At 63.5% G+C, this 25,565-nt stretch carries 21 protein-coding genes; 6 read left to right on the top strand and 15 right to left on the bottom strand.

The genetic code is table 11. The annotated features are described in order from the left end of the window. Nucleotides 1–95: 95 nt before the first annotated feature. From OPU96_RS21435 to OPU96_RS21410, 6 genes are all read right to left on the bottom strand, one after another. Nucleotides 96–2,204, bottom strand: coding sequence for a TonB-dependent receptor (locus OPU96_RS21435; RefSeq protein ID WP_498559644.1), 2,109 nt, complete (start codon nt 2,202–2,204; stop codon nt 96–98). 149 nt (nt 2,205–2,353) lie between these two features. Continuing rightward, the gene (locus tag OPU96_RS21430; RefSeq protein ID WP_498559643.1) at nt 2,354–3,736 is read right to left on the bottom strand and encodes a PepSY-associated TM helix domain-containing protein; all 1,383 of its coding nucleotides are present in this window, start codon (nt 3,734–3,736) and stop codon (nt 2,354–2,356) included. A 125-nt stretch (nt 3,737–3,861) separates the two neighbouring features. Next, entirely contained in the window at nt 3,862–5,931 is a 2,070-nt protein-coding gene (locus OPU96_RS21425) for a TonB-dependent copper receptor (RefSeq protein WP_498559642.1), read from the bottom strand. A gap of 93 nt (nt 5,932–6,024) precedes the next feature. Continuing rightward, nucleotides 6,025–6,414, bottom strand: coding sequence for a DUF2946 domain-containing protein (locus OPU96_RS21420; RefSeq protein ID WP_226455656.1), 390 nt, complete (start codon nt 6,412–6,414; stop codon nt 6,025–6,027). A gap of 11 nt (nt 6,415–6,425) precedes the next feature. After that, a complete protein-coding gene (locus tag OPU96_RS21415; protein WP_305391989.1) occupies nt 6,426–6,908 on the bottom strand; it encodes a copper chaperone PCu(A)C in 483 nt (160 codons plus the stop codon). Nucleotides 6,909–6,954: 46 nt separating this feature from the next. Further along, a complete protein-coding gene (locus tag OPU96_RS21410) occupies nt 6,955–7,350 on the bottom strand; it encodes a DUF2946 domain-containing protein (RefSeq protein WP_226455658.1) in 396 nt (131 codons plus the stop codon). 590 nt (nt 7,351–7,940) lie between these two features. Here OPU96_RS21410 and OPU96_RS21405 point away from each other — a divergent pair. Then, on the top strand, nt 7,941–8,189 hold the full coding sequence (locus OPU96_RS21405; protein WP_226455659.1) for a DUF6124 family protein: 249 nt from the start codon (nt 7,941–7,943) through the stop codon (nt 8,187–8,189). A gap of 118 nt (nt 8,190–8,307) precedes the next feature. On the opposite strand, the gene OPU96_RS21400 is transcribed toward OPU96_RS21405, so the two are convergent. Together OPU96_RS21400 and cbiE are read right to left on the bottom strand one after the other, a co-directional pair. Continuing rightward, nucleotides 8,308–9,027: a cobalt-precorrin-6A reductase gene (locus tag OPU96_RS21400; protein ID WP_305391990.1), complete on the bottom strand. Its 720-nt coding sequence runs from the start codon at nt 9,025–9,027 to the stop codon at nt 8,308–8,310. Beyond that, nucleotides 9,024–10,229, bottom strand: coding sequence for a precorrin-6y C5,15-methyltransferase (decarboxylating) subunit CbiE (cbiE, locus tag OPU96_RS21395; protein WP_305391991.1), 1,206 nt, complete (start codon nt 10,227–10,229; stop codon nt 9,024–9,026). Before cbiE ends, OPU96_RS21400 begins: the two co-directional genes overlap by 4 nt. Before the next feature lie 38 nt (nt 10,230–10,267). Here cbiE and cobG point away from each other — a divergent pair, with 38 nt between their 5' ends. The 5 genes from cobG (at nt 10,268) to OPU96_RS21370 (ending at nt 15,610) form a co-directional block, all read left to right on the top strand. Further along, a complete protein-coding gene (gene cobG, locus OPU96_RS21390; protein ID WP_498559641.1) occupies nt 10,268–11,614 on the top strand; it encodes a precorrin-3B synthase in 1,347 nt (448 codons plus the stop codon). Next, entirely contained in the window at nt 11,607–12,233 is a 627-nt protein-coding gene (locus tag OPU96_RS21385; RefSeq protein WP_226455663.1) for a precorrin-8X methylmutase, read from the top strand. Before cobG ends, OPU96_RS21385 begins: the two co-directional genes overlap by 8 nt. Further along, nucleotides 12,233–12,964 (top strand): precorrin-2 C(20)-methyltransferase, encoded by a 732-nt coding sequence (locus tag OPU96_RS21380; RefSeq protein WP_226455664.1) that lies wholly within the window; start codon nt 12,233–12,235, stop codon nt 12,962–12,964. Before OPU96_RS21385 ends, OPU96_RS21380 begins: the two co-directional genes overlap by 1 nt. After that, nucleotides 12,964–14,601 (top strand): precorrin-3B C(17)-methyltransferase, encoded by a 1,638-nt coding sequence (gene cobJ / locus OPU96_RS21375; protein ID WP_498559640.1) that lies wholly within the window; start codon nt 12,964–12,966, stop codon nt 14,599–14,601. The genes OPU96_RS21380 and cobJ overlap by 1 nt, the downstream gene beginning before the upstream one ends. Nucleotides 14,602–14,827: 226 nt before the next feature. Next, the gene (locus OPU96_RS21370; RefSeq protein ID WP_226455666.1) at nt 14,828–15,610 is read left to right on the top strand and encodes a hypothetical protein; all 783 of its coding nucleotides are present in this window, start codon (nt 14,828–14,830) and stop codon (nt 15,608–15,610) included. Here OPU96_RS21370 and OPU96_RS21365 read toward each other — a convergent pair. The 7 genes from OPU96_RS21365 to OPU96_RS21335 form a co-directional block, all read right to left on the bottom strand. Then, on the bottom strand, nt 15,607–16,203 hold the full coding sequence (locus tag OPU96_RS21365; protein ID WP_003171467.1) for a MarC family protein: 597 nt from the start codon (nt 16,201–16,203) through the stop codon (nt 15,607–15,609). The two genes, OPU96_RS21370 and OPU96_RS21365, sit on opposite strands and share 4 nt — an antisense overlap. Nucleotides 16,204–16,755: 552 nt before the next feature. Further along, nucleotides 16,756–19,527 carry a hybrid sensor histidine kinase/response regulator gene (locus OPU96_RS21360; RefSeq protein WP_226455667.1) on the bottom strand — a complete coding sequence of 924 codons (2,772 nt, stop codon included), beginning with the start codon at nt 19,525–19,527 and terminating at the stop codon, nt 16,756–16,758. 104 nt (nt 19,528–19,631) lie between these two features. Further along, entirely contained in the window at nt 19,632–20,924 is a 1,293-nt protein-coding gene (gene purD, locus OPU96_RS21355; RefSeq protein WP_226455668.1) for a phosphoribosylamine--glycine ligase, read from the bottom strand. 166 nt (nt 20,925–21,090) lie between these two features. Further along, nucleotides 21,091–22,698, bottom strand: a complete 1,608-nt coding sequence (purH, locus tag OPU96_RS21350; protein ID WP_498559639.1) for a bifunctional phosphoribosylaminoimidazolecarboxamide formyltransferase/IMP cyclohydrolase — start codon at nt 22,696–22,698, stop codon at nt 21,091–21,093. Between the two features lie 82 nt (nt 22,699–22,780). Then, the gene (gene fis, locus OPU96_RS21345) at nt 22,781–23,101 is read right to left on the bottom strand and encodes a DNA-binding transcriptional regulator Fis (RefSeq protein WP_002555375.1); all 321 of its coding nucleotides are present in this window, start codon (nt 23,099–23,101) and stop codon (nt 22,781–22,783) included. Further along, the gene (gene dusB / locus OPU96_RS21340; RefSeq protein WP_498559638.1) at nt 23,098–24,111 is read right to left on the bottom strand and encodes a tRNA dihydrouridine synthase DusB; all 1,014 of its coding nucleotides are present in this window, start codon (nt 24,109–24,111) and stop codon (nt 23,098–23,100) included. The genes fis and dusB overlap by 4 nt, the downstream gene beginning before the upstream one ends. A gap of 185 nt (nt 24,112–24,296) precedes the next feature. Then, the gene (locus OPU96_RS21335) at nt 24,297–25,544 is read right to left on the bottom strand and encodes a DUF3426 domain-containing protein (RefSeq protein WP_305391994.1); all 1,248 of its coding nucleotides are present in this window, start codon (nt 25,542–25,544) and stop codon (nt 24,297–24,299) included. Nucleotides 25,545–25,565 lie beyond the last annotated feature (21 nt).

Here is a 25,565-nt window from a genome sequence, read left to right as displayed (position 1 = left end):
CGCGAATACGGAGTGTCAGTCGCCGAATATATTGACTGACCCACCGCATTCGCGAGCAAGCCCACTCCCACACTTTTTGACCTGTGGTGTATCGGTTAGAAGGTGTAGTCCGCCGTCACGAAGAACGAGCGCGGCTCACCGAGGAGCCACTGTTGCCCGTCATTGTATTGGCTGACCGCATAGGTGCGATCAAACAGGTTATTCAACTGCAGCCCCAACGTGGTATTGCGCATGGCCTTCCACGAAACCGTCGCATCCACCACGGTATAGCTCGGTAGCTCATTTTGGTTGGCCATGTCGGCATACCGCGCATCCACATAACGCACGCCGGCGCCGGCGCGGATGTCGTCGGTCACGGCCTTGCTCAGCCACAGGTTGGCGGTGCGGCGCGGCACGTCTACCGGACGGTTGCCGTCGCGGGAGACTTGCACACCGTCGACGGCCTGTTTGAAGTCGTCGTACTGCGCGTGGACGATGGCCGCGTTGGCTTGCAGCTGCCAGGCGTCCGGCAGTTGCAGGTCGAGGCTGGCCTCCAGGCCACGGGAGGATTGCTGGCCGACTTGCTGCTTGAGGTCCGGGTTGCCGGGCACGTCGGTGAGCAGTTTCTTTTTGACGATGTGATACGCGGCCAGGGTCCACTCACCGCGCTGGTCCCAGAAGGCTTGCTTGATGCCGATCTCGGTCTGCTTGGCGGTGGAGAGGTCGAACTGCTGCTGGCCGGGGCTCAGGGAAATCAGCCCGCCGACGCCGTCGGTGCTGGTGGCTTGCTGGCCGTAGACCGAGGTGTCCGGGGTGATTGCGTAGACCAGGCCGGCCTTCCAGTTGTTGCCGGTGAGGGTTTTGTCGGCCTGGCTGCCATCGCGCAGATCATCGCGGTCGACGTGGGCGTAGTCGCGGCGGATACCGGTGACCAGCGCCAGCTTGTCGGTGAGTTGCAGGCGGTTTTCGGCGAAGCCGGCGACGGTTTTGGTGGTGGTGGCGAACAGCGGCAGGAACGCGCTGTTGCTTGCAAACTGACCGGGTGCCGGATGATTCACATCGATGGGTTGGCCATCGGTGAAGCTGTCGGTGAACGGCGAGTTGCTGGCCAGGCGGAAGCGGATGCGGTTGTATTCGATACCGGTCACGGTCTGGCTGTCGAGGCCGAACAGGGTGTGCTTGAAGGTGAAGGTCTGGCGGTCACCGATCTGTTCCTGGTTGTGCTTGATGCCGTAATTGCCGCTGCGGGTGAGCTGGCCGTTAGTGAAGTTGTAGTTCTCGGCGTTCTGCCAGCGGCGCTGGTTTTTCAGGTAGAACAATTCGTTGGTGGCGCTGACGCTGTCGTTGATCTGCCACTCGCTGGTCAGGCGCGTCCACTGGTCGTTGTAATGCTGCTCGTCGTTGCGCACGTTGTAGTTCTTGTCGCGCAGGCCCTTGTGCAATTGGCCGTTGATCAGCGGCGTGCCGAAGTAGTTTTGCGGGCGTTGGTCGCCGTAGTCGCTGGCCAACGTGAAGCTCAGGTTGTCGGCCGCCTGCCAGCGCAGGGCGCCGCTGATGAAGTCGCTTGAGGAATCGCCACGATCGATGAAACCGTTGCTGCGCAGGCGATTGAGGTTGAGGCGATAGCTCAGGGTGTCGCTCAGCGAACCGCCGCTGTCGAGGGCTTGTTGCTGGCGGTCATAGGAACCGTAGCCGAGGCGGATGTGGTTTTCGATCGCGCCTTCAAACGGCTTTTTCGGCACGGTGTTGATCACCGCACCCGTGGCGCCTTCGCCATACAGCACCGAGGCCGGGCCGCGCAGCACGTCGACGCGTTCCACCGCCCAGGTATCCACCGGGAAGGTCGAGGTGCCCATGCCCATGTACATGCGGTTGCCGTCATAGAGCTGCATCACCGACCCCTGGCCGCTGAAGCCTCGGGCCGCCAACGAGGTGCCGCCGTCACCCGGCGTGCCGGTGCGGCTGATGCCGGTGGCGCGGGAAATCGCGTCTTGCACGCTGGCGTCGCCGCGCGCGCGGATCTGCGCGCCGGTCTGGCTTTCGACGCTGCCGGGGGTTTGCAGGGCACTGAGGTTCAGGCGCGAGCCGGCGGTGGTCGGGGTCTTGAGGTCGACATGTTCGTCGTCCACGGCGGGTGCGTTGACAGCGCTGGCGGGCAGGGTCAGGGCCTGGGCATGGGTGTGCAGGGCGAGCATGCACAGGCCGGACGCTAGGTACTTGTTCATGGGGTGTTCAGTCTTCTTCGAGGGATGCTCGCCGCGTGTGGCGGCGAGCAACGATAACGCAACAAGTGTTATAAGTTAACACTTATTCGCTGCGCGGCAAAAGTCGCGCAAGGCTACAGAAGTGCTCTGCAACGGGCATCTCACCGGGCTCATGACGAACCTGAGACGGGCTCATGTTGGCCAAAAAAGCGTGAGAAGATCAGGCGGTCCAGGACCCACACGGCGATCAGCGACGCGCCCACCAGCGGAAAAATGATCGCCAGGCCGAGCATGATCACCATCGCGGTTTTCCACTTTGGCAGGTCGTGACGCAGTGGCGGCACACCGAGCTTGCCCTGGGGTTTGCGTTTCCACCAGATCACCACGCCACTGACGGCGCTGAGCAGGATCATCAGGCAGATCAGCAGCACGATCAGTTGGTTGACCCAGCCGAACATCTTGCCTTCGTGCAGCATCACGCCAGTCTCGGTGGCGCGCGCGACCGTGCTGTAGTGCTCCCAGCGCACATCGGCGAGGACCTTGCCGGTGTACTGGTCCACGTGCAGGGTGGCGTCGTTGCGCGGGTCGTTGGCGAACACCGCGACGGTAAACACGCCTTCGGCGGTGGTGGGGAAGGTGATGCTGTAGCCGGGTTCGACTTTGCGTGCGGTGGCAAGGTCCACCACCTGTTGCAGGCGCAACGTGGGGGCGGCAGGAGCGGCGTGCATGGCGCCGTGGTTCATGTGTTCGGCGTGGTCGCCGGAGATCGGCATCGGCGTGTTTTCCAGGGCCCATGGCACGGTCTGTTGCGTCGCGGTATTGAGCACACGGGCTTGCTGGTCGGACTGCGGCACGGCGTTCCACATCGCTGCGGGAAACTTGTTCCACAGGTCGGCGTATTGCTTGCCCCAGAAGCCGGTCCAGGTCATGCCGCTGAGCAACATCACCAGCAACAGTGACGCGCCCCAGAAACCGGTGACGGCGTGCAGGTCGCGCCAAAATACGCGACCGCGCGTGTTGAAACGCGGCCACAACACACCGGCCGACGACTTGCCGCGCGGCCACCACAGGTACACGCCGGACACCACCAGCATCACCCCCCAACCGGCGGCGAGCTCCACCAGGCGGTCGCCGACGGTGCCGATCATCAGTTCGCCGTGCAGGGCACGGGCGATGGCTTGCAGGTTGTATTTGGCGTCTTGCTCGCCGAGGACGGTGCCGCGATACGGGTCGACAAACACCGTCACTTCACGGCCGTCGTTGTGCATCACGAATTGTGCGCTGCTGGTGGCGTCGGCCGGGGGCAGGTATTTGCTGATGGCGGCCTTGGGATAGGCAGCCTTGGCGCGTTGCAGTTGTTCGTCGGCGCTCAGACGGTGTTCGGCGACCGGGACCGTGAGCAAGTGGCCGTACATCAGCGGGTCGAGCTGGGGCTTGAACAGGTAGATGATGCCGGTCAGGGCCAGCAGCACCATGAACGGCGCGACAAACAGGCCGGCGTAGAAATGCCAGCGCCAGGCCAGGTTGTAGAAGGAGATTTTGGGGGTGCTCATCAGGGATGCTCCGCAAAGGCTTGGATTTTTTTGTTGGTTAGGCCGCCATCGCAGGCAAGCCAGCTCCCACATTCAGATTTGTGAACACATTCCAAACTGTGGGAGCGGGCTTGCCCGCGAAGCTTTTAGAAGCTCATGTCGACCTTGGTCCACAGGGTGCGACCGGGCTCTTTGATGGCCTGCGGATCATTGGCCGGGTAGCCGAACCCGGCGTTGCCGGCCAGGTTCAGATGCTCGGCATAAGCCTTGCCGAACAGGTTGTCGACGCCGGTGCTGACCTTGAAGTTTTTGTTGATGCGGTACGCCGCGTTCAGCGAGAACACGCCAAAACCGCCGCTCTTGTCGTAGTCCTTGCCGACCACGTTGCCCTTGTTCTGGTCGATGCGGTTTTGCGCCGCGACCACGCGCCACAAGGCGCCGGCGCTCCAGTCGTCTTCGCTGTAGGTGAGGCCCAGGCGGGCGTCCAGCGGCGGCATTTGCGGCAGGGCCTTGCCGTCGCTGCTGTTCTTGCCCCAGGCGTAGGCGAGGGTGGCGTCGGTTTTCCAGTTGCGCGTCAGCTTGTACGCGGCGCCCAGTTCGCCGCCCATGATGCGTGCGTCGACGTTACGCGCCTGGGAGGTGGTGCCCATCATCCCGGGCTTGTAGTCGAACAGGATGAAGTCCTGCACGCGGCCGATGTAGCCCGAGGCCCAGGCTTCGAGGTCGGCGGATTTGTACTGTGCGCCGAAGTCGAGTTGAGTGGTCTTCTCTGGCTTCACGCCGTCGAAGGCGTTCACCGAGCCGACCGCGCCGGTGTTCGGCGAGAACAGCTCCCAGTAATCCGGGAAACGCTCCGAATGGCCCAGGCCCGCATAGAGGGTGGTGGGGCTGTCGGCCAGATCATGCTCGTAGCGCACGAAACCGGAGGGCAGGGTGTCGGCACGGGTGTCGTCGGCCGTCGGGTTGGCGCGCTTCATCATTGCGGAGCCGGTGGTTTGCCGGAAGTCTTTAGCCGAGGCGCGATCCAGGCGCGCGCCGCTGATCAGGCGTTCGCGGTCGGCGGCGTACCAGGTCAGTTCGCCGAACACGCCGTAGTTATGGAAGTTGGCGTCCTTGTTTCGCGGCAGCTCCTTGTAGGTGTCGACGCCCATGCTGCTGCGTTGGCGGTGTTCGTTGGTCTGCGCATCCAGGCCGCTGATCAACTGCACATCGGCCCAGCGCCAGGTAGCCTTGATGCGTGCGCCGAGGGTGCGGCGGTCGACGTTGGACGCCATCGGCCCGGCCATCATCCCGGTGCCCGAGGGCGTGCGCAGGCTGTAGTTGTCCATCACATGGTCGGCGTAGTTGTAGTAGACCTGGGCCTCGACCTTGTCCAGCACCTCGCCGAGGTTGGATTTTTCAAAGCGCAGCCCGAGGCTTTCGCGCAGGAATTGCGAGCCGTCCATGCCACGTCCGGCGTAGCGTGCTTCGCCATCGCCGCGCCCGGCAGTGAGTTCCAGCAGGGTATCGGCGTCGGGGGTGAAGCCGACGGCGACGTCGCCGTTCCACTTGTCGTAGCGCGAGGCCACGGTGTCGTTGTTGCCGTCCTTGTAGTCGTCGGCGTGGGCCTGGTTGCCGATCACGCGCACGTAGCCCAGCGGGCCACCGGCGGCGGCATCGATGACCTTGTCGAAGCGCCCGTTGGAACCGGCCAGCACGCTGGCGTTGAGGCGCGTGCCCAGTTCGCCGAACTGCTCAGGCTCTCGTTCGAACAGGATCGTGCCGGCGGACGCGCCCGGGCCCCAGAGCACGGTTTGCGGGCCTTTGATCACGGTGAGCTTGTCGTAGGTTTCCGGCGAAATGTACGAGGTCGGCGCGTCCATGCGGCCGGGGCAGGCGCCGAGCATCATGCTGCCATTGGTGAGGATGTTCAGGCGCGAGCCGAACATGCCGCGCAGCACCGGGTCGCCGTTGGTGCCGCCGTTGCGCACCAGGGCGAAGCCGGGGATGGTCTTGAGGTAGTCGCCGCCATCGCTGGCGGGCACTGGTTGGCGCGGGTCCTTGGGGTTGGTGATTACGGTCAGCGGTGAGCTGGGGGCGATTGCGGTGATCACCGTGGGGCTCAGTTCATGCTCGGCATGTTCATCGGCCAGGGCATGGGGGGCGAGCAGCGCGCCGCACAGGGCAGCGAGCACGGGGGTACATCCCAAACGGGAGTCAGCAGTAAACCTGGACATGACAAATTCCATCAATCAATCGTAAACAACACGGCCAGCAGCCTGCGGCTGTCTGTCTAGAGTCGGCCGGGGTGAAGTAACGCTGTGAAGTGCCTACGAGATGATGGGCGGCGCCCGGCTGCGGGCGCCGGGGAAGATGCTCTGCCGGGCATGGCCCAGGCGCGTGGCGGGGGTGAGGGCGTGGGCCGGTGGTGGGGTGTTCAGGGTGAATGTCGAGACGCCACCGGGCAGGGCGGGGCAACTGTAGAGCAGGTCGCAGTAGCCGCACTTGGACCAGAGGGCGTGGTGTTCGTCAGGCGCCTTGGGGTGATGGGCGGCGCCGTGGTCCATCGGCATGTCCATCGACATACCGGCGTGATGATCCATCGGCATCGCTTGGGAAATCAGCGGACCGATAAAGATCATCAGCATGGCGAACAGGCTGATCCAACTGCCGCGTTTCACACGCGACGGTGGGGACAACCTGGCGCGGGGGACGCCCATCGAGTGTTGGCCTATTGGGCGTGTTTATGCTCGTGGCCGGCCATCGGCGGCATCTTCTGCACCGACACTTGCACCTCGACCTTGCCGGCTTTTTCGAAGGTCAGGGTCAGTGGGAAGTGCTTGCCGTTGGCCAGCAGGCTGCGGTCTTTGAGGCCCAGCAGCATCACGTGATACGCCATGGGCGCGAAGGTCAGGTCGCCCTTGGCCGGGACGGCGACGGTGGGCACTTGCTGCATTTTCATCAGGTCGCCCTGCATGACGTGCTCGTGCAGCTCGGCTTTGTCGGCTACCGGCGTCTCGACACTGAGCAGGCGGTCCGGCGTTTCCCCGGTGTTATGAATCACAAAGTACGCCGCGACGGTGGGCGCATTCGGCGGCAACTCCTGGGACCAGGGGTCGCTGACCACGAGGTCGCCGGTTTTGTAGTCATCGGCATTGGCAGCACTGAACACCGGCAGCAACAACGCGGCCAGAAGCAGGGAAGATTTGAGCATGGCAGTTCTCCAGAACGGTTCTAAACGCAGTTCACTTGCGAAGACATCAGACCGTTGGAGAGGCGCGGGGGTTGAGGCTTGGCCATTGCTGGCGCGGGGTCGGGCCTTGCAGCCGGGGCGGCGGCAAGCTTTGTGAGGTGTTGAATTGGGTGAGGTACAACTGCGGCACATGCCCCGGCAACGCCACCAACGGCGCCGAGCCCGAGCAGCACCAGCAATGCTGCATGGTGGAATGATCGTCCTGCTGCGGCGCCGGAATCTCCAGCTTGCCCAGGGCGATGGTCTTGAGACTGGCGCCATTGGAGGAACAGAAACTGCCCCACAGCAATTGCTGCGCCGGGTCCTTGGACTGTTGCATCGCGCTGGCCAGCGGCATGGCAAAGGCGTTGAACAGCACTGCAAAGCAGGCGATCCAGACGATTGCAAAGCGTTGACGGGCCATGGCGGACAATCCGTAGGGTTAAACGATCAGGCGGGTATTTAGCCTGATCGTAGGGGATAAGTAAAAAAGGGTGGTGTGGTTTGGTGTCGCACAGTCAATGGTTGAGGATAGACGGGAACGGATAGGTTGCCGATATCAAGGGCAATGCGGTGCTAAATGTGGGAGCGGGCTTGCTCGCGAATGCGGTAGTCCAGTGGATAAATAGGATGACTGACACACCGTCTTCGCGAGCAAGCCCGCTCCCACATTTTGGATTGTGTTCGGCTCGAATATGGAGTCATTCGACAGAAATATCCGACAAGCCTTTAAGGTTGCCCCTAGGAAACTCAATCCCTAGTCTCCGTACACCGCTGCAAGCGCAGCGGTCGGGCGTCGCGGCCCGGATTTCTCCAAACGTTGAAGCGTCATTGTCTCCTTTCAGTTGGCGTTTTTTTATCGTCTACTGTGCGGCGCTATGGCGGCTGTGCGCGGGATACCTTCGGGTATGCCGGTGTTCTGGAGGATCGGTCCGCGAACCTGCGTACAGCTGCCACCCCCATCGCGTCGCGGCGATCAGTGGCAGCTCCTTTTTACTTCTCCGGAGCTTCACAATGATCAAACCCACCCCCAATCCCCCCGTCCGGCTCTTCACCGTTGCCGACGGCATCAGCACCGAAGACCTGTTGGTCAACCTCGGCGAAACCCTCGCCTCAGCCAATGCGCTGAGCTGCGATCTGGCATTTAACCTGGAAGGCTCGAAACGAGAGGAGTTGCTCGGCGTTGCGCAATTGATTGAGCTGGCGCAGTTGCTGGCTGATCGTGTGCACAAGGGCTGCGGCCCAGCGACAACTGCTGCCTGACAATACCGCCCAAATGTGGGAGCGGGCTTGCCCGCGATTGCGGTGCATCAGTTACAGATGAGTTGGCTGACAGGACGCTATCGCGGGCAAGCCCGCTCCCACAGGGGATTTATGGTGGTTAGAGTGTGGTGATTGCCTGGAGTAGCGCAGGCACGGTGGTGAATTCTCGATCCACCGCCGCCAACACCGGCCGCTTCAACACCAACACCGGCACCCCAAGCTCCCTTGCCACTTCCAGCTTCGGCTCCGTCGCCGTGCTGCCGCTGTTCTTGCTGATCAGCACATCAATCCCACGCCGCTCGAACAACACCCGCTCATCCTCGATCAGAAACGGCCCGCGTGCGCCGATCACTTCACAGCGCTCATTGCCCGGGTACACATCCAGTGCGCGCAGTGTCCAGAACTGGTCCGGCGGGATCTCATCAAGGTGCTGCAACGGCTCACGTCCCAAGGTGAACAGCGGGCGCTTGAACGGTTTCAACGCTTCTATCAAGGCGGCCCAATCGCTGACCTCCCGCCAATCATCCCCTGCCTGCGGCTGCCACGCCGGGCGGCGCAAGGCCCAGCATGGTACGCCGCTCAACTGCGCCGCCTCGGCGGCATTACGGCTGATCTGTGCGGCATACGGGTGGGTTGCGTCGAGAATCAAGCTAATGCCCTCATCCCGGACAAACCGCGCCAAGCCCTCGGCGCCGCCATACCCACCGACCCGCACTTGGCAGGTCAGATCGGTCGGCACCCGCCCAACGCCGGCCAGGCTGTAGATATGTTCCGGGCCCAATGTGCGGGCAATGGCCAGGGCTTCGGTCACGCCGCCCAGCAGCAGGATGCGTTTCATCGTGGCTTGACCACGTCCAGCAAGGTGATCGGTAACGCCTGTCGCCACGTATCAAAGTCCCCCAGCGGCTGCGCCTGGGCCACGTGGATGCGCGTCAGTTCGCCGCCATGCCGGGCGCGCCAGTCCATCAAGGTCATTTCGCTTTGCAGGGTCACGGCGTTGGCGACCAAGCGCCCGCCCGGCCGCAGGTGTTGCCAGCAGGTGTCGAGCACGCCGTCGCGGGTGACGCCGCCGCCGATGAAGATTGCATCCGGCGCTTGCAGGCCGTGCAGCGCGTCCGGGGCCTTGCCGCGGATCAGTTGCAGGCCGGGCACGCCGAGGGCGTCGCGGTTGTGTTCGATCAGGCCTTGGCGGCCCTCGTCGGCTTCAATCGCCAGGGCTCGGCAGCTGGGATGGGTGCGCATCCATTCAATCCCGATGGAACCGCTGCCCGCGCCCACGTCCCACAGCAGTTCGCCGGGCATCGGTGCGAGGCGGGCCAGGGTCATGGCGCGCACATCGCGCTTGGTCAGTTGGCCGTCGTGTTTGAACGCCGAATCCGGCAGGCCTGCCAAGCGTGACAGGCGGGGTGTTTCGCCAGAGGCCACGCACTCGATGGCAACCAGGTTCAAATCGGCGATTCCAGTATGTTGCCAATCCGCAGCCAACCCATCGAGACGCCGCTCACCCGTGCCGCCCAAGTGTTCAAACACGCTCACACGGCTCGGTCCGAATCCCGACTCGGCCAATAAAGCAGCGATCAACGCCGGGCTACTGCCGTCATTGCTCAACACCAACAAGCGCACGCCACTGGCCAGATGGGCATGCAGTGCCGCCAACGGCCGGGCCACCACGGACAGCGTCACCACCTCCTGCAACGGCCAGCCCAACCGCGCTGCGGCCAGGGACACCGACGACGGCGCCGGCAGGATCAGCAGTTCATCCGCCGCCACCTGCCGCGCCAGGCTCGCGCCAACGCCATAGAGCATCGGATCACCGCTGGCCAGCACGCACACCGGCGTACCGCGCCGGGCCAGTACCGGCTCCAGGGAAAACGGGCTCGGCCACACCTCGCGCGCACCACGAATACACACCGGCAACAGGTCCAACTGGCGTTGGCCGCCTATAATCCGCGAAGCGTGCAACAGGGCATGCCGGGCATTCCTGCCCAGCCCCTTGAAGCCGTCTTCACCGATGCCTACAACCGTCAGCCAGGGCGACATAAAAATTCCTTGAGCGACATCCGACGGGCAGGCTTTTCATGCTGCCGGACAAAGCAGGCATAATACCGCGCCTTTACCCGTCAACCGGAAGCCCCGTGAAACCAACGCCCGCTGTGAATACCTTGCGCCCCTCGGCTTGTCCGGGGTTGCTGCGTATCGTCCAGGCGTTGGATGGCGGTATTTGCCGGATCAAACTGGCCGGCGGTTCGATCACCGCCGCCCAGGCTCATGCGGTGGCGGAAGCCGCCCAGACCTATGCAGGCGGGGTGATCGAGGCGACCAATCGCGCCAACCTGCAGATCCGCGGGATCGGCACCGAAGAGGGGGCCTTGATCGCGATGCTGTTGGCCGCCGACCTCGGCCCCAACAACGCCGCTGGCGACGACGTGCGCAACCTGATGCTCAGCCCCAGCGCCGGGATCGACCCGCAGATGCTGTTCGACACGCGCCCGCTGGCCGGGCAGATCCTGAACACCCTGCAAAGCCACCCGCGTTTCCACGAGTTGTCGGCCAAGTTCGCCGTGCAACTGGATGGCGGCGAGGACCTGGCGATGCTCGAACATCATCATGACCTGTGGCTGTCGGCGTTCGTGCGCGATGGCCAGACGCTCCTCGCGTTCGGCCTGGCCGGTTGCCCGGGGCTCGATGCGCCGGTGGCCGCCGTGCCGCTGGAGCAGGGCCATGCGCTGGTGGTGGCGGTGCTGGAAGCCTTTCTCGACCTGGCGACCCCGGCGCAAACCCGCATGCGCCATCTGGCTGTGGATAAGTTATTGAGCCACCTCAGCCTGCCGCTGCTGCCAGCGGATGGCTTCAAACGCCCGCCCAGCGGCGCGTTATTGCACCTGGGGACTTATCCACAGGTGCAAAAAAATCAGTTCTATGTCGCTGCCATCGCGCCCTTGGGGCGCCTGGATTCGACGATGCTCAAAGGCGTCGCGCAACTGGCCAGCGAGCACGGCGACGGCACCTTGCGCTTCACCCCTTGGCAAGGCGTGCTGCTGCCCGGCGTCGAAAAAAACCATGCCGTGACCGAACGCCTGGCGCAACTGGGCTTCCTCTGCTCAGTCGACCAGCCCCTGGCGCACATGACCGCCTGCACCGGCTCCAGCGGTTGCGCCAAGGCCCTGGCCGATACCAAGGCCGACGCCGTGCGACTCGCCGCCCTGGACCCGGGGCACGGTGTGCACTTGTCCGGCTGCCCGCGTTCCTGCGCCGCCGCGCACATCGCGCCGGTGACCTTGCTGGCGGTAAGCCCCGGCCACTACGACCTCTATTTTCGCGATGCAGCCCACCCGGGTTTCGGCCGGCTGCACGCGCACGCCCTTTCTATTGAAGCGACGGGTGCCTTGCTGCGCGCCCGCCCACGGAGCAACACCGATGATTGATTACATCCGCGACGGTCAGGAGATCTATCGCAACTCCTTCGCCATTATTCGCGCGGAAGCCAAGTTGGAGCGCATCCCGGCCGACCTGGAAAAACTCGCGGTGCGGGTGATTCATGCCTGCGGCATGGTCGACGCCATCGACGGCCTGCAATTCTCCGAAGGTGCGGGCAAGGCCGGGCGCGATGCGCTGGCGGCCGGCGCGCCGATTCTGTGCGATGCGCGGATGGTCTCCGAAGGCGTGACCCGTACGCGCCTGCCGGCCAACAACGCGGTGATCTGCACGTTGCGCGACGACAGTGTGCCGGAGCTGGCGCGGGAGCTGGGCAACACGCGTTCCGCTGCGGCGCTGGAACTGTGGCGCCCGCACCTGGAAGGCAGCGTGGTGGTGATCGGCAACGCGCCGACCGCGTTGTTCTACCTGCTGGAAATGCTGGATGCCGGCGCACCGAAACCGGCACTGATCCTCGGCTTCCCGGTGGGCTTTGTCGGCGCCGCCGAATCCAAGGCGATGCTCGCCGCCGATAGCCGTGGCGTGCCGTTCGTGATCATGCAGGGCCGCCTGGGCGGCAGTGCCATGGCTGCCGCCGCGGTGAATGCCCTGGCCACGGAGGTCGAATAATGCAGGCTCGCGGACGGTTGATCGGCCTGGGCGTAGGCCCCGGCGACCCGGAACTGATCACCCTCAAGGCCCTGCGCCTGCTGCGTGAGTCGCCGGTGGTGGCGTACTTCGTGGCCAAGGGCAAGAAGGGCAACGCGTTCGGCATCATCGAGGACCACTTGGTGGCGCAGCAGACCCTGATGCCGCTGGTGTACCCGGTGACCACCGAAGCCTTGCCGGCGCCGATGTCATACGAGCAAGTGATCAGCGATTTCTACGACGCGGCCAGTGTCGATGTGGCCGCGCACCTGGACGCCGGCCGCGATGTGGCGGTGATCTGTGAAGGCGATCCGTTCTTCTATGGCTCCTACATGTACCTGCACGACCGCCTGGCCGAACGTTATGAAGCCCAAGTGATTCCTGGCGTGTGCTCGATGCTCGGTGGCGCCTCGGTGCTGGGCGCGCCGCTGGTGTATCGCAACCAGAGCCTGTCGGTGCTTTCCGGCGTGTTGCCCCATGACGATCTCAAGCGCCGCCTGGCCGATGCCGACGCGGCGGTGATCATGAAGCTGGGCCGCAACTTCCCCAAGGTGCGCCAGGTGCTGGAAGAGCTCGGCCTGGCCGGGCGCGCGTTGTATGTGGAACGCGCCACCATGGCGAATCAGAAGATCGTGGCGCTGGATCAGGTGGACCCGTCGTCGTCGCCGTACTTTTCGCTGATCATCGTGCCCGGTGAACGGTGGCAAGGTTGATGACGCCGGCGATTGTCATTCTGGGCCAGGGCAGCCTGGCCACTGCGCGCAAGATTCAGCAGGTTTACCCGGGCGCATTGATCCACGGCTTGGCCGCACGGGTTGAAGGCGCGGACCAGACCTACAGCGAGTTCGGCGCGACCCTGCGGCACTTGTACCAACAAGGCACGCCGCTGATTGCGCTGTGTGCCGCCGGTATCGTGATCCGCACCCTGGCGCCGCTGCTGCTGGAAAAAGGCGAAGAGCCCGCCGTGCTGGCCGTGGCCGAAGACGGCAGCGCCGTGGTGCCGCTGCTCGGTGGCCTGGGCGGTGTGAACGTCATGGCGCGGGACATCGCGGCAGCGTTGAACGTGGCTGCGGCGATCACTACCAGCGGCGAGTTGCGTTTCGGCACCTGCCTGCTCAATCCTCCAAGTGGTTATGAGCTGGCCGACCTGGAGCTGGGCAAGCGCTTTGTCTCGGACCTGCTGGCGGGCGCAAGCGTGCGCATCGAAGGCGCGGCGCCGTGGTTGGATCAAGCCAATCTGCGCCAGGACCAGCAGGCGCAGTTGGCGATTCACGTGGGCAGTGCCGAGCGCCCGCCTGCGGCCAACGAACTGCTGATCTATCCGAAGAACGTCAGCGTGACCTGCAAGCCCGGCGCGCAACTGGCCGAGCGTGTGCGCACGGCGTTGCGTGAGGCGGGCATCGCCGTGCAATCCCTGGCGTGCCTGTTGGCCAGTGATACGCAGATGGCCGAGGCGTCGTTGCATGAAGCCGCGGCGGCACTGGGGGTGCCGCTGCGTTTTGCCTGCGTCAGCCAGGACGCCGACATCGTGATCACCGTTGCCGAGCAGCCGTTGGACCTGTCCCAGGTAGGGCGTGTGCGCGGGCGTCTGGCCGTGATCGGCCTGGGGCCTGGCGCGGCCGAATTGATGGTGCCGGCGGTGAAGGCCGAATTGGCACGCTGCACCGATGTGCTGGGTTACGAAACCTACGTGCGCATGGCCGGGCCGTTCCGTGACGACCAGGTGCAGCACTGCACCGATAACCGCGAAGAAATGCAGCGCGCGCGCCACGCGTTCGAGCTGGCCGCGCAAGGCCGTTCGGTGGTGGTGGTGTCGTCCGGCGACCCGGGCGTGTTCGCCATGGCGGCGGCGGTGATCGAGGCGCTGCACGAGTCCAGCGATCCGGCGTGGCATCAGGTCGACCTGCAGATCCTGCCGGGCGTCTCGGCTTCGCTGGCCACCGCCGCCCAGGCGGGTGCGCCGTTGGGGCACGACTTCTGCGTGATGTCGCTGTCGGACAACCTCAAGCCTTGGGCAATCATCGAAAAGCGCCTGGACCTCGCGTCCCAGGCCGATCTTGCCCTGGCGTTCTACAACCCGATCTCGCGCTCGCGGCCGTGGCAACTGGGGCGTGCCCTGCAAATCGTCGCGCTGCACCGCACGCCGCAAACCCCGGTGGTGCTGGGCCGCGACATCGGTCGCCCGGGCCAGACCTTGCGCGTCACCACCCTGGGGCAGCTCACGCCCGAGCAAGTGGACATGCGCACCATGGTGTTGATCGGCTCGTCCACCACCTGCGCGTTCCCGCGCGCCGGTGGTGGTGAGTGGGTGTACACGCCACGCTGGTACGGCGAAAAACCCCTCTCCTGAAAACAGCCTCGTGGCTGCCCGAAAGCTCCGAATGACCCAGGGATTTACCTGCGGTTGTCCGGGGCTTTTTCTTTTTTTGCGTGCTGAAATCCGCAAGGCCCGCGCGGTTGCTGGACGCTGGGGGCTGACACGCCCGGCCAAGGCATGTTTGTCGCCTGGCAAGCCCGCCAGCCGCTGGACTAGTGTGCAGGTAAGCCCCATGTGGGGTGTTTGTGGAGAACTGGAAATGGAGCGACATCAAAAAAGAAGGATCAACAGTACCAAGAGGCGTAAATTGATCGCCGCCTACAAGCTGCCGGGGGCTTCGGGATTGAATGCCGCGCTGCCGGTGGATATGGCGGATGACTGCAATGCGGCGGTGGTGAACAACGGCGTGATTTCGTTCGTCGAGGGCATGTCGGCGTTGAATCGTGAGTACATCCGCAAAAGCTATTTGCTGGCCAGCAGTTACGTCAGCGATGTGTTGAAGGTCCAGCGCGGCACCGAGGGCTGGTACGACGAATTTATCAAGGTGATGATCAGCCTGGGCTGGCTGCCGTTGCGTAGCAGCTTTGAGCGGGTTTCCAGCAGCGGCAAGGGCCTGACGGTGCAACTGGCGGCATTGAATATGATCGCGGCGATGTTGGCCTCGACGTCACTGGTCGGGCCGGCTTTCGCGGCGTTGCCTAAGTTGGCGGCGGATGCGCTGGAGGCCTTGAAACAGGCGCCAGCGTCGTTCGAGCTGTTCAAGCGCAACAGCACCATGCAGCAAGGGGGGGATTTCGGCCTGGCCTCTTGTGCGCAAACCGATGGCGAAGTGACGATGGTGCTGGTGACCTACAGCACCCTCGGCGTGAGCAAGCAGGTCGGCCTACCGTTCCTGGAGTGGGACAGTTCCTCGTTCGAGGCCTTCAGCGGGCAGACGTGCCTGGTGCTGAATACCTCGGTGGTCAACGAAAAAACCATCCAACTGATGCGCGAGAGCGCGGGTGACAAGGTGCAGCTGGCAATCGCCAAGTACCGGATCTAAGGCACCAGATAGCCGCGTACCCCGGTAAAGATGATTTGCGCGGCCAGGGCGCAGACGAACAGGCCCATCAAGCGGCTGACAATCTGCAAACCCTGGTCGCCCAGAATCCGCTCGATGCGGTTGGACAGGTAGAGCACCACGCCCACCGTGAGGCTGGCCAGGGCGATGCTGAGGATGGCGGTGAGTTTGTCGTCCCAGTGCGGCTGGCTGACGCCCATTACCAGCAGCGCACCGATGGTGCCGGGGCCGACGGTCAGGGGAATGGTCAGCGGCACGATGGTGACGTCCTGCTGCACGTTGTCGGTCTGCACCGCCGACTTGCCTTGGGCCATGCCCAGGGCCGAGATGAACAGCACACTGCCGGCGCCGATGCGGAACGCATCCACGGTGATCCCGAACACACTGAAAATCACGCGGCCGAACAGGTAGAGCAACACGCTCGACACCAGGGTCGCCAGCGCGACCTTCCACGCCAGGCGTCGGCGCTCCTTGCTGGAGTAACCACGGGTCAGGCTGATAAAGCAGGACAGCACGAAGAAGGGGCTGTAGAGCACCAGCATTTTCAGGTAGACGCTGAATAACACGTGGAGCATGTGAGTGGCTCGCGATGAGAGAAGTGTGTCGAGTCTATCAGGCGCCAGAGATCAAATGTGGGAGCGGGCTTGCTGGGCTGTCAGCGCTCGGCTGGAGATCGCCCAGGCACTGCCAACTCCCTGTGGGAGTTGTCGAGCTTTAGCGAGGCTGCGAAGGCGGCGGTACTGTTGGCAGAGGTGCTGGCTGAACCACCGCATTCGCGGGCAAGCCCGCTCCCACAGGTGATTGGTGTTGATGGGTAGTGAGTGTTCGGCTGGAGATCGCCCAGACACTGCCAATCCCCTGTGGGAGTTGTCGAGCTTTAGCGAGGCTGCGAAGGCGGCGGTACTGTTGGCAGAGGTGTTGGCTGAACCACCGCATTCGCGGGCAAGCCCGCTCCCACAGGTGATTGGTGTTGATGGGGAGTGAGTGTTCGGCTGGAGATCGCCCAGACACTGCCAATCTCCTGTGGGAGTTGTCGAGCTTTAGCGAGGCTGCGAAGGCGGCGGCACTGCTGGTGAAGATGTTGCCCCTCCACCATGGAGTCTCCCACAGGGGAACTGCATTGCAGGTCAGGAGGGAGCGTGTTCTGGGCGTTGCTGGCGCTGTGCAACCCAGTACTCCACCAACTCGCGCAACTGCGACAGTTCCACCGGCTTGGCCATGTGCCCGTCCATCCCGGCCTGGCGCGCGCGCTCTTTGTGTTCGGAGAGGATGTGTGCGGTCAGCGCCACCACCGGCGTGCGGATGCGCTGGTGGCTGACTTCCCACGCGCGCAGTTGCTGGGTCGCCGAGAAGCCATCGAGGATCGGCATTTCGCAGTCCATCAACACCAGGTCATAACGCTGGGCTTTCATCGCTTCCAGGGCTTCTTCGCCGTTGCTGGCGGTGTCCGGGTTGAGGTTGAGTTTGCCGAGCATGCCGCGGATCACTTTGGTGGAGATGCTGTTGTCTTCGGCCACCAGGATGCGGAAGTCGGCGGGCACGGTCACGGCGGCCGGTGCACTTGGCGTCGGGCGTGATTGCACGGTGCCTTTGCTGCGTTGGGTCAGTTCGTCGGCCAGGGTGGTCTTGAGGGTGTAGCCCGCCACTGGCTTGGCGAGGATGCGCTTGATCCCGCAATTGCGCGCGATGATTTTGCTCGGCGCATTGCTGATGCCGGTGAGCATGATCAGCAGGATGTCGTGGTTCAGGCTCGGGTCTTCCTTGATCTTCGCCGCCAGTTGCATGCCGGTCATGCCGGGCATGTTCTGGTCCAGCAGGACCACGTCGAAGTAGTCGCGCAGGTGCGCCTTGGTGCGCAGCAGCGCCAGGGCTTCCTTGCCCGAAGGCACGGCGCTGACGTTGAGGCCCCAGGCCGTGCATTGCTGCACCAGCACTTTGCGGCAGGTGTCGTTGTCGTCCACCACCAGAACGCGCGCGCCCTTGAGTGGGCCGTCGAGGTCGGACGTCGGGTGTTCCAGGCGTTCCGGGTCCAGCGGCAGGGTCAGCCACAGGGTGCTGCCCTGGTGGCTGCCGCTCTTGATGCCGAACTCGCCGTTCATCAACAGGATCAGTTGGCGGGCGATGACCAGGCCCAGGTGGCCGCTCAAGCGGGTGGCCGAGAGGAAATTCTTGCTGTGCAGTTCGCTGTGCAGCAGCGCGTCGCGTTCGGCCGCTTCCATCGGCAGGCCGCTGTCTTGCACGGCGATGCGCAGGCGCGGCTTGGTGCTGCGTTCATCGAGGGCGACGACGATCAGCACTTCGCCTTCATCGGTCTTTTGCAGGGCGTTTTCCAGCAGGCTCAACAGCGCCTGGCGCAGGCGGGTCGGGTCGCCACTGATGACGCGTGGCACCTGAGGCTGGATAAAGCTGATCAGCTCGACGTTCTGTTGTTCGGCCTTGGCGCGGAAGATGCTCAGGCAGTCGTCGATCAATGCGTTGAGGTCGAACTGCACGTCGTCCAGTTCGATCTGCCCGGATTCGAGCTTGGAGATGTCGAGAATCTCGTTGATCAGCGTGAGCAGTTCGTTGCCGGCGCTGTGGATGGTCTGTACGTAGTCCCGCTGTTTCACCGACAACGGCGTGCCCAGCAACAGCTCGGTCATGCCCAGCACGCCGTTCATGGGGGTACGGATTTCGTGGCTGATCTTCGCCAGGAACTCGGCCTTGGCCGCGATTTCGGCGTTGCTCGCAGCAAGGTCGCGGCTGAGGCTGAAGCGGGTTTCGACAATGGCGCGCTGGCGTTCACCCAGCGCAAGGCTCATCAACAAGCCGCTGATGCAGATAAAGGCGAGCAGGGTGATGATCAAGCCTTGCGGCGCCAGCAGCGTGAGGCCGAGCAGGGCGGGCAGGATGATCAGCGTGCCCGTGTTGAATACCACCATCGCCGCCACGAACAGGCGCGCCGGGCGGTAGCCTTTCTGCCAGTGATAGGCCGAGACAAACAGCATGCTCAGCCCGGCGAGGGCGACCAGGGCGTAGGTGATGATGTTCAGTGGCAGGGTGTTGACGAATAACAGCAGCAGGCCGCACAGCACGATAAACAGGATGTCGGCCATCAGCAGCTTGTTCAGCGGGTGCGGGCCCAGCGGCATGAAGAAGCGGTAGGCAAACATCAGCCCGCACGGCGCGGTGAGCAGCAGGGCGAGGTAGGCGCCAGGTGTCTGGATCGCGTGCCAGTTTGGCAGCCAGGGGCCGACCACATTGAGCAGCAACGCCAGGCTCAGCATCAACAGCACTTCGCAGGCGGCCAGCCACAGGCTGCTGCGCGAGCGGTGGTAGGCAAAGCGCGTGAGGTTGTGCAGGATCAGCATCAGCAGGCAGCCGAACAACAGGCCGTAGATCAGCGTCTGGGTCTGGTTGGCGGCGACGAGGACGGCCGCCTCCAGGGTGATGTACGGGCGCAGCTCGTGTTCCGAGACCATGCGCAGGTACACATCGAGGGTTTTCTGGCTCTGGGGCATCGCCAGCATGAAATCGCTGCTGGGCAGTGGGCGCTCGGCCTGGGGCTGGCGCGTACCGGTGCTCTGTTGTTCCACCAGGGTGTCGCCGTCCAGTACGTAGAGGCTCAGGTGGGACAGGTCCGGGGCAAACACCCGCAGCACTTGTTCGTGCGCGCCGGGTTGCAGCTTGAAGCGTACCCACAACGCACCGTCGGGCGGCGCAGCCGTGATCCGGTCGAGTTCGATGGGGCTGAATTGATTGGTGTAGCGGGCTGAACGGATGTCGCTCAGTTGCAGGTCGGCCTGTTCATCAAGCAATACTGCCCAACCACTGCCTTGCGCCGCGGCCTGGGCCGGGAACAAGCAGAGCAGTGTCAGCAGACTGACTGTGAAACCTATGGCGATCCTGAGCCAGCGCACGGCGAAATCCCTTCGTAGGTTGATGCACGGGTTAACTATGCGCGGGGCGACATGTGTACGGCAAGGGCCGCGGGCCCTTGCCTAACCGAACGGATAGCTACGACTCAGTTGCTCTCGCCACGTTCACGGGCAATCGCGCGATAGCCGATGTCCTTGCGGTAGAAGCAGCCTTTCCAGTCGATCTTCGCGGCCAGCTTGTACGCCTGTTGTTGCGCGGCGTCGACACTGGCACCCATTGCGGTGGCACACAGCACGCGGCCACCTGCGGTTACAACCTTGCCATCCTTGAGCGCGGTGCCCGCATGAAACACCTTGCCCTCCAGCGTAGCAGCTGCGTCCAGGCCTTCAATCACATCGCCCTTGGCGTAGTCGGCAGGGTAACCGCCGGCGGCCAGTACGACACCGACGCTTGGGCGTGGGTCCCACTGTGCTTCAACCTTGTCCAGGGCCTGGGCGAGGGCGGCTTCTACCAGCAACACCAGGCTCGACTGCAGGCGCAGCATCACTGGTTGGGTTTCCGGGTCGCCAAAGCGGCAGTTGAACTCGATGACTTTCGGGTTGCCGGCCTTGTCGATCATCAGGCCGGCATACAGGAAGCCGGTGTACACGTTGCCTTCGGCGGCCATGCCGCGCACGGTTGGCCAGATGACCAGGTCCATCACGCGCTGGTGCACGTCGGCGGTCACCACCGGGGCCGGGGAGTAAGCACCCATGCCGCCGGTGTTCGGGCCGCTGTCGCCGTCGCCGACGCGCTTGTGGTCCTGGCTGGTGGCCATCGGCAGCACGTTCTTGCCGTCGACCATCACGATGAAGCTGGCTTCTTCGCCGTCGAGGAACTCTTCGATCACCACGCGGGAACCGGCGTCGCCGAACGCGTTGCCGGCGAGCATGTCGCGCACGGCGTCTTCGGCTTCTTGCAGGGTCATGGCGACGATCACGCCTTTACCGGCGGCCAGGCCGTCGGCCTTGATCACGATCGGTGCGCCTTTTTCACGCAGGTAAGCCAGGGCCGGCTCGATCTCGGTGAAGTTCTGGTAGTCGGCGGTCGGGATCTTGTGGCGTGCCAGGAAGTCCTTGGTGAACGCCTTGGAGCCTTCCAGCTGGGCTGCACCGGCGGTAGGGCCGAAGCAGTCCAGGCCACGGCTGCGGAACAGGTCCACGACGCCGGCAACCAGAGGGACTTCCGGACCAACGATGGTCAGGGACACGTTCTTTTCAGCAAAATCGGCCAGTTGCTCAAGGGCCAGCACGTCGATAGCGACGTTTTCGCACTTGGCTTCAATGGCGGTGCCGGCGTTGCCGGGGGCGACGAAAACCTTCTGGACGCGTGGGTCCTGGGCTACTTTCCAGGCCAGGGCGTGTTCACGGCCACCGCTGCCAATGATCAAAACATTCATTTCAAAAACCTCAAATTCTGTGGACGCTGCAGAAGCGCCTTTAAATGTGGGAGCGGGCTTGCTCGCGAAAGCAGTGTGTCAGTCGCAGGATATGTAGCTGATACACCGCATTCGCGAGCAAGCCCGCTCCCACACAAGCCCGCTCTCACATCTCTATCGAGTTGGATCAGTGACGGAAGTGGCGCATGCCGGTAAAGACCATGGCGATGCCGGCTTCATCAGCCGCAGCGATCACTTCGGCATCGCGCATCGAGCCACCGGGTTGAATCACGGCGGTGACGCCCGCTTTCGCGGCGTTGTCCAGGCCGTCACGGAACGGGAAGAACGCGTCGGATGCCATCACCGAACCGACCACCTGCAAACCAGCGTGTTCAGCCTTGATCGCAGCGATACGCGCCGAGTTCACGCGGCTCATCTGGCCGGCGCCGACACCGATGGTCTGGCGGTTCTTGGCGTAGACGATGGCGTTGGACTTGACGTACTTGGCCACTTTCCAGGCGAAGATCAGGTCGTTGATCTCTTGCTCGGTTGGCGCGCGCTTGGTCACGACTTTCAGGTCGTCGCTGCCGATCATGCCGATGTCGCGGCTCTGTACCAGCAGGCCGCCGTTGACGCGCTTGTAGTCCCAGGCCGCAGCGCGGTCAGCCGACCACTCGCCGCAGGCCAGCAGGCGCACGTTGGCTTTGGCCGCCACGATGGCGCGGGCCTCATCGCTGACGCTTGGGGCGATGATCACTTCCACGAACTGACGCTCGACGATCGCCTTGGCGGTCTCGGCATCCAGTTCACGGTTGAAGGCGATGATGCCGCCAAATGCCGATTCGGTGTCGGTGGCGTAGGCCAGTTCGTAAGCCTGGCGGATACCGCCTTCAGCGTCCGGGCTCACGGCCACGCCGCACGGGTTGGCGTGCTTGACGATCACGCAGGCGGGCTTGACGAAGCTCTTCACACATTCCAGCGCGGCGTCGGTATCGGCCACGTTGTTGTAGGACAGTTCCTTGCCTTGTAGCTGGGTCGCGGTTGCGATGCCGACTTCGGCAGGCTTGGCTTCCACGTAGAACGCCGCGCTCTGGTGCGGGTTCTCGCCGTAGCGCATTTCCTGGGCCTTGATGAACTGGCTGTTGAAGGTGCGCGGGAATTGGCTGCGGCCTTCGGTCGACAGGGGTTCAGCGGCCTGGTCAACCGTGCCCATGTAGTTGGCGATCATGCCGTCGTAGGCTGCCGTGTGTTCGAACGCCTTGAGCATCAGGTCGAAACGCTGGGCGTAGGTCAGGCCACCGGCTTTCAGGCTTTCGAGTACTTGGCTGTAGTCGCTGGCGTTGACCACGATGGCCACGTCTTTGTGGTTCTTGGCCGCCGAACGCACCATGGTCGGGCCGCCGATATCGATGTTTTCGATGGCGGTCGGCAGGTCGCAGCCTGGCTTGTTGATGGTGGCTTCGAACGGGTACAGGTTGACGGCTACCAGGTCGATCGGCTTGATGCCGTGCTCGGCCATGATGGCGTCGTCGGTGCCGCGACGGCCAAGGATGCCGCCGTGGATTTTCGGGTGCAGGGTCTTGACCCGACCGTCCATCATTTCTGCGAAACCGGTGTAGTCCGCAACTTCTACTGCGGCCACGCCGTTGTCCTGCAGCAGTTTGAAGGTCCCGCCCGTGGAGAGGATTTCCACGCCCAGGGCTTCCAGCTCCCGGGCAAATTCGAGGATGCCGGTCTTGTCGGAAACGCTGATCAAGGCGCGGCGGATCGGCAGGCGGGTAGTCTGGTCGGTCATTTCAATTTCCATCAAAAGCAAAGGAGTCAGCAAAAAAGGCGACCGTTTTTTACGCGGGCGCCTTTCTGGTTTGATTGAATGCTTACAACAAATCGTACTGCTTGAGCTTTTTGCGCAAGGTGCCACGGTTGAGGCCGAGCAGCTCACTGGCTTTGGTCTGGTTGCCCTTGACGTAGTTCATCACGCTTTCGAGCAAGGGCGCTTCGACTTCGGAGAGCACCAGGTTGTACACGTCCGTGACGGATGCGCCCTCAAGGTGGGCGAAATAATTGTGCAGCGCCTTCTCGACACTACCGCGAAGGGTCTGGCCTTCTTCGCTCGGCGTGTTCAGGTGCTGTTTCAAATTGACGTTGTCGCTCACGGGTGTCGTTCCACTCACTAAAGTCTCGGTCATCATCGTCATGCGGCCACCCCCTCTCCGTCCCCTGTCCCCAGGCTCTTGTAACGCTCGCCGAAGAACTCACGAACGTTGGCGCACTGTGCTTCCGTATCATCCAAACGATTGAAGTGGGCGCGAAACTCCCTGGCGCCCGGCAGGGTTGCGAGATACCAGCCGACATGCTTGCGAGCAATGCGTACTCCCATCACGTCTCCGTAGAAGGCGTGCAGGGCGGCCAGATGCTCTAGCAGAATACGTTCCACCTCGACCAGCTCCGGTGCCGGCAAGACTTCGCCGGTACGCAGAAAATGGTCGATCTCACGGAAAATCCAGGGCCGCCCCTGGGCAGCCCGGCCAATCAACAAGCCGTCGGCGCCAGTGGCGTGCAACACGCGCCGGGCTTTCTCGGCTGAATCGATGTCGCCATTGGCAAATACCGGTATCGACACCGCCTGCTTGATCGCGGCAATGGTGTCGTACTCGGCTTCACCTGTGTAAAGGTCGGCGCGGGTGCGGCCATGCACCGCCAGCGCTGTAATTCCTGCCTGTTCGGCGATTTTCGCCACCGTCAGGCCGTTCTTGTTCTCCCGGTCCCAACCGGTACGGATCTTCAGCGTCACCGGCACCTCGACTGCGGCGACAACGGCCTGCAGGATCTCGGCAACCAACTGCTCATCTTTCAACAGCGCGGAACCGGCGGCCTTGTTGCAGACCTTCTTGGCCGGGCAGCCCATGTTGATGTCGATGATCTGCGCCCCCAACTCCACGTTGGCCCGGGCCGCATCCGCCAGCATCTGTGCATCCCCACCGGCGATCTGTACCGAGCGGGGCTCGGGATCACCTTCGTGGATCATGCGCATCCGCGATTTGCGGGTGTTCCACAAGCTCATGTCGCTGGTGACCATTTCCGAGACTACTAGACCCGCGCCCAAACGCTTGCACAGCTGACGAAAGGGCTGGTCGGTGACGCCCGCCATCGGGGCGAGAATCAAACCGTTGTGCAATGTATATGGGCCGATGCGTACCGCCGACATAGGACTTCCCTGTTGTGGGGCCGGATCATTAGAGTTCGAAAAAGGGTTGGCATGATACCCGCTCTCGATGACTGGATAAAGGCTGAATTGGATAAAATCTGAACAGTTATTTGTTTATCGCCGCCGGTTTGGATGCGCGGGGTCCAGTCAAGAATCCGCCGTCAAACCTCAATGCATAGGCCGATTCACTCGGGCGAGTGGAAGCTCAGGCTGTAATTCACGGCTTTGTTGCCCGGGTCGAGGATGTCCAGGGAGATGTGGATCGGCGTCTGCGAAGGCATTTCGCTGACACCGGCCAATTCGCCGCTGAGGTATTCGGCGGGTTTGAAGCGACGACTGGCGATCAGGTTGCCGTTGAGGTCGGCAAAGCGCAGTTCCAGCAAGGGGAAGGGCTGGGAGAAGGTCGCGCGGTTATAGATGATGGCATCGACCACCAGCGCCCCGGCGAACTCTGGGTGGCTGCGCACCACCAGGTTGCTGCTCTTGATGTGGGCGATGTCGACCCGTGATGGCACGGTGCAGCCGAGTGTCGGGCACAGTTGCTGGAACCACGGGCGGTAGGCGTCCTGGCGGGCCAGGTCGTCGAACTGGTAGGCGATGTACTGGGCGGCGAGGCCGCCGGCGGCGATCAGCACCAGCAAGATCCAGATCAGGCGGCTGCCCAGGCTGGCCGGGCGTTTTTGCGCGTAGAGGTGCAGCGGGTCGTCTTCCAGGTCCTGAAGCACATCGTCGTGCACGCCGGCTTCGGTGCGCGGGCGCTTGCGGCGGGTGCCGAGACGTTCTTCGGCTTCCGGCTGGCCGGCGGCATGGGTCAGTGGCGTGAACGGCGGGTCGATGTCGTCCTCGTCCGGCGGCGCGCGCAGTGGCGGCTCTTCATCCAGGTCGTCGGTGTGGAACGACATGGACGGTTCGGTGCGCTGCTTGGTCGCAGGTGCGTTCGTCGGTTCGGCGTCGTCTTCGTCTTCTTCAGCCGGCAGGCGTTCTTGCGGCGGTTCGCTGAACAGGCTGGCGGCCCACTTTTCTTCCTCGGCCTTGATGGTGTCGCGGCTGGCGCTGAGAGGTTCGTCTTTTTGCCGACGATCGCTGCCGGGTTGACGGCGATCCGCGCCAAGCGGCTGGGTGTGCTGAATCTCGCGGCGTTCCAGCTTGGCCAGTTCCTGGTCCAGGTCCAGGTTGTCCAGGTCCAGCTCTTCGGCGCTCCATTGCTTCTGGCTGATGGCGCGCGGGGCCGCGGGGGGCGGCTCGACGCTGGCCGGTTGCTCGGCTTGCGAGGCGGCCGCGGCTGCGCGCTGCTCCAGCAACTGGCGCACCGCGTTGAACACTTGCAGGCACGAGCCGCAACGCACCACGCCGCGGGCCACACTCAATTGAGCGTGGTTGACGCGAAAACGCGATTGGCAATGCGGGCACTGGGTGACGAAACTGTCGGTCATGCGGCCATCCGATTCAGGCAA

This window comes from Pseudomonas sp. RP-B7, assembly GCF_059803535.1.
Note: the sequence above shows the minus strand (reverse complement) of the source record. Positions and strands in the feature narration are given on the sequence as shown.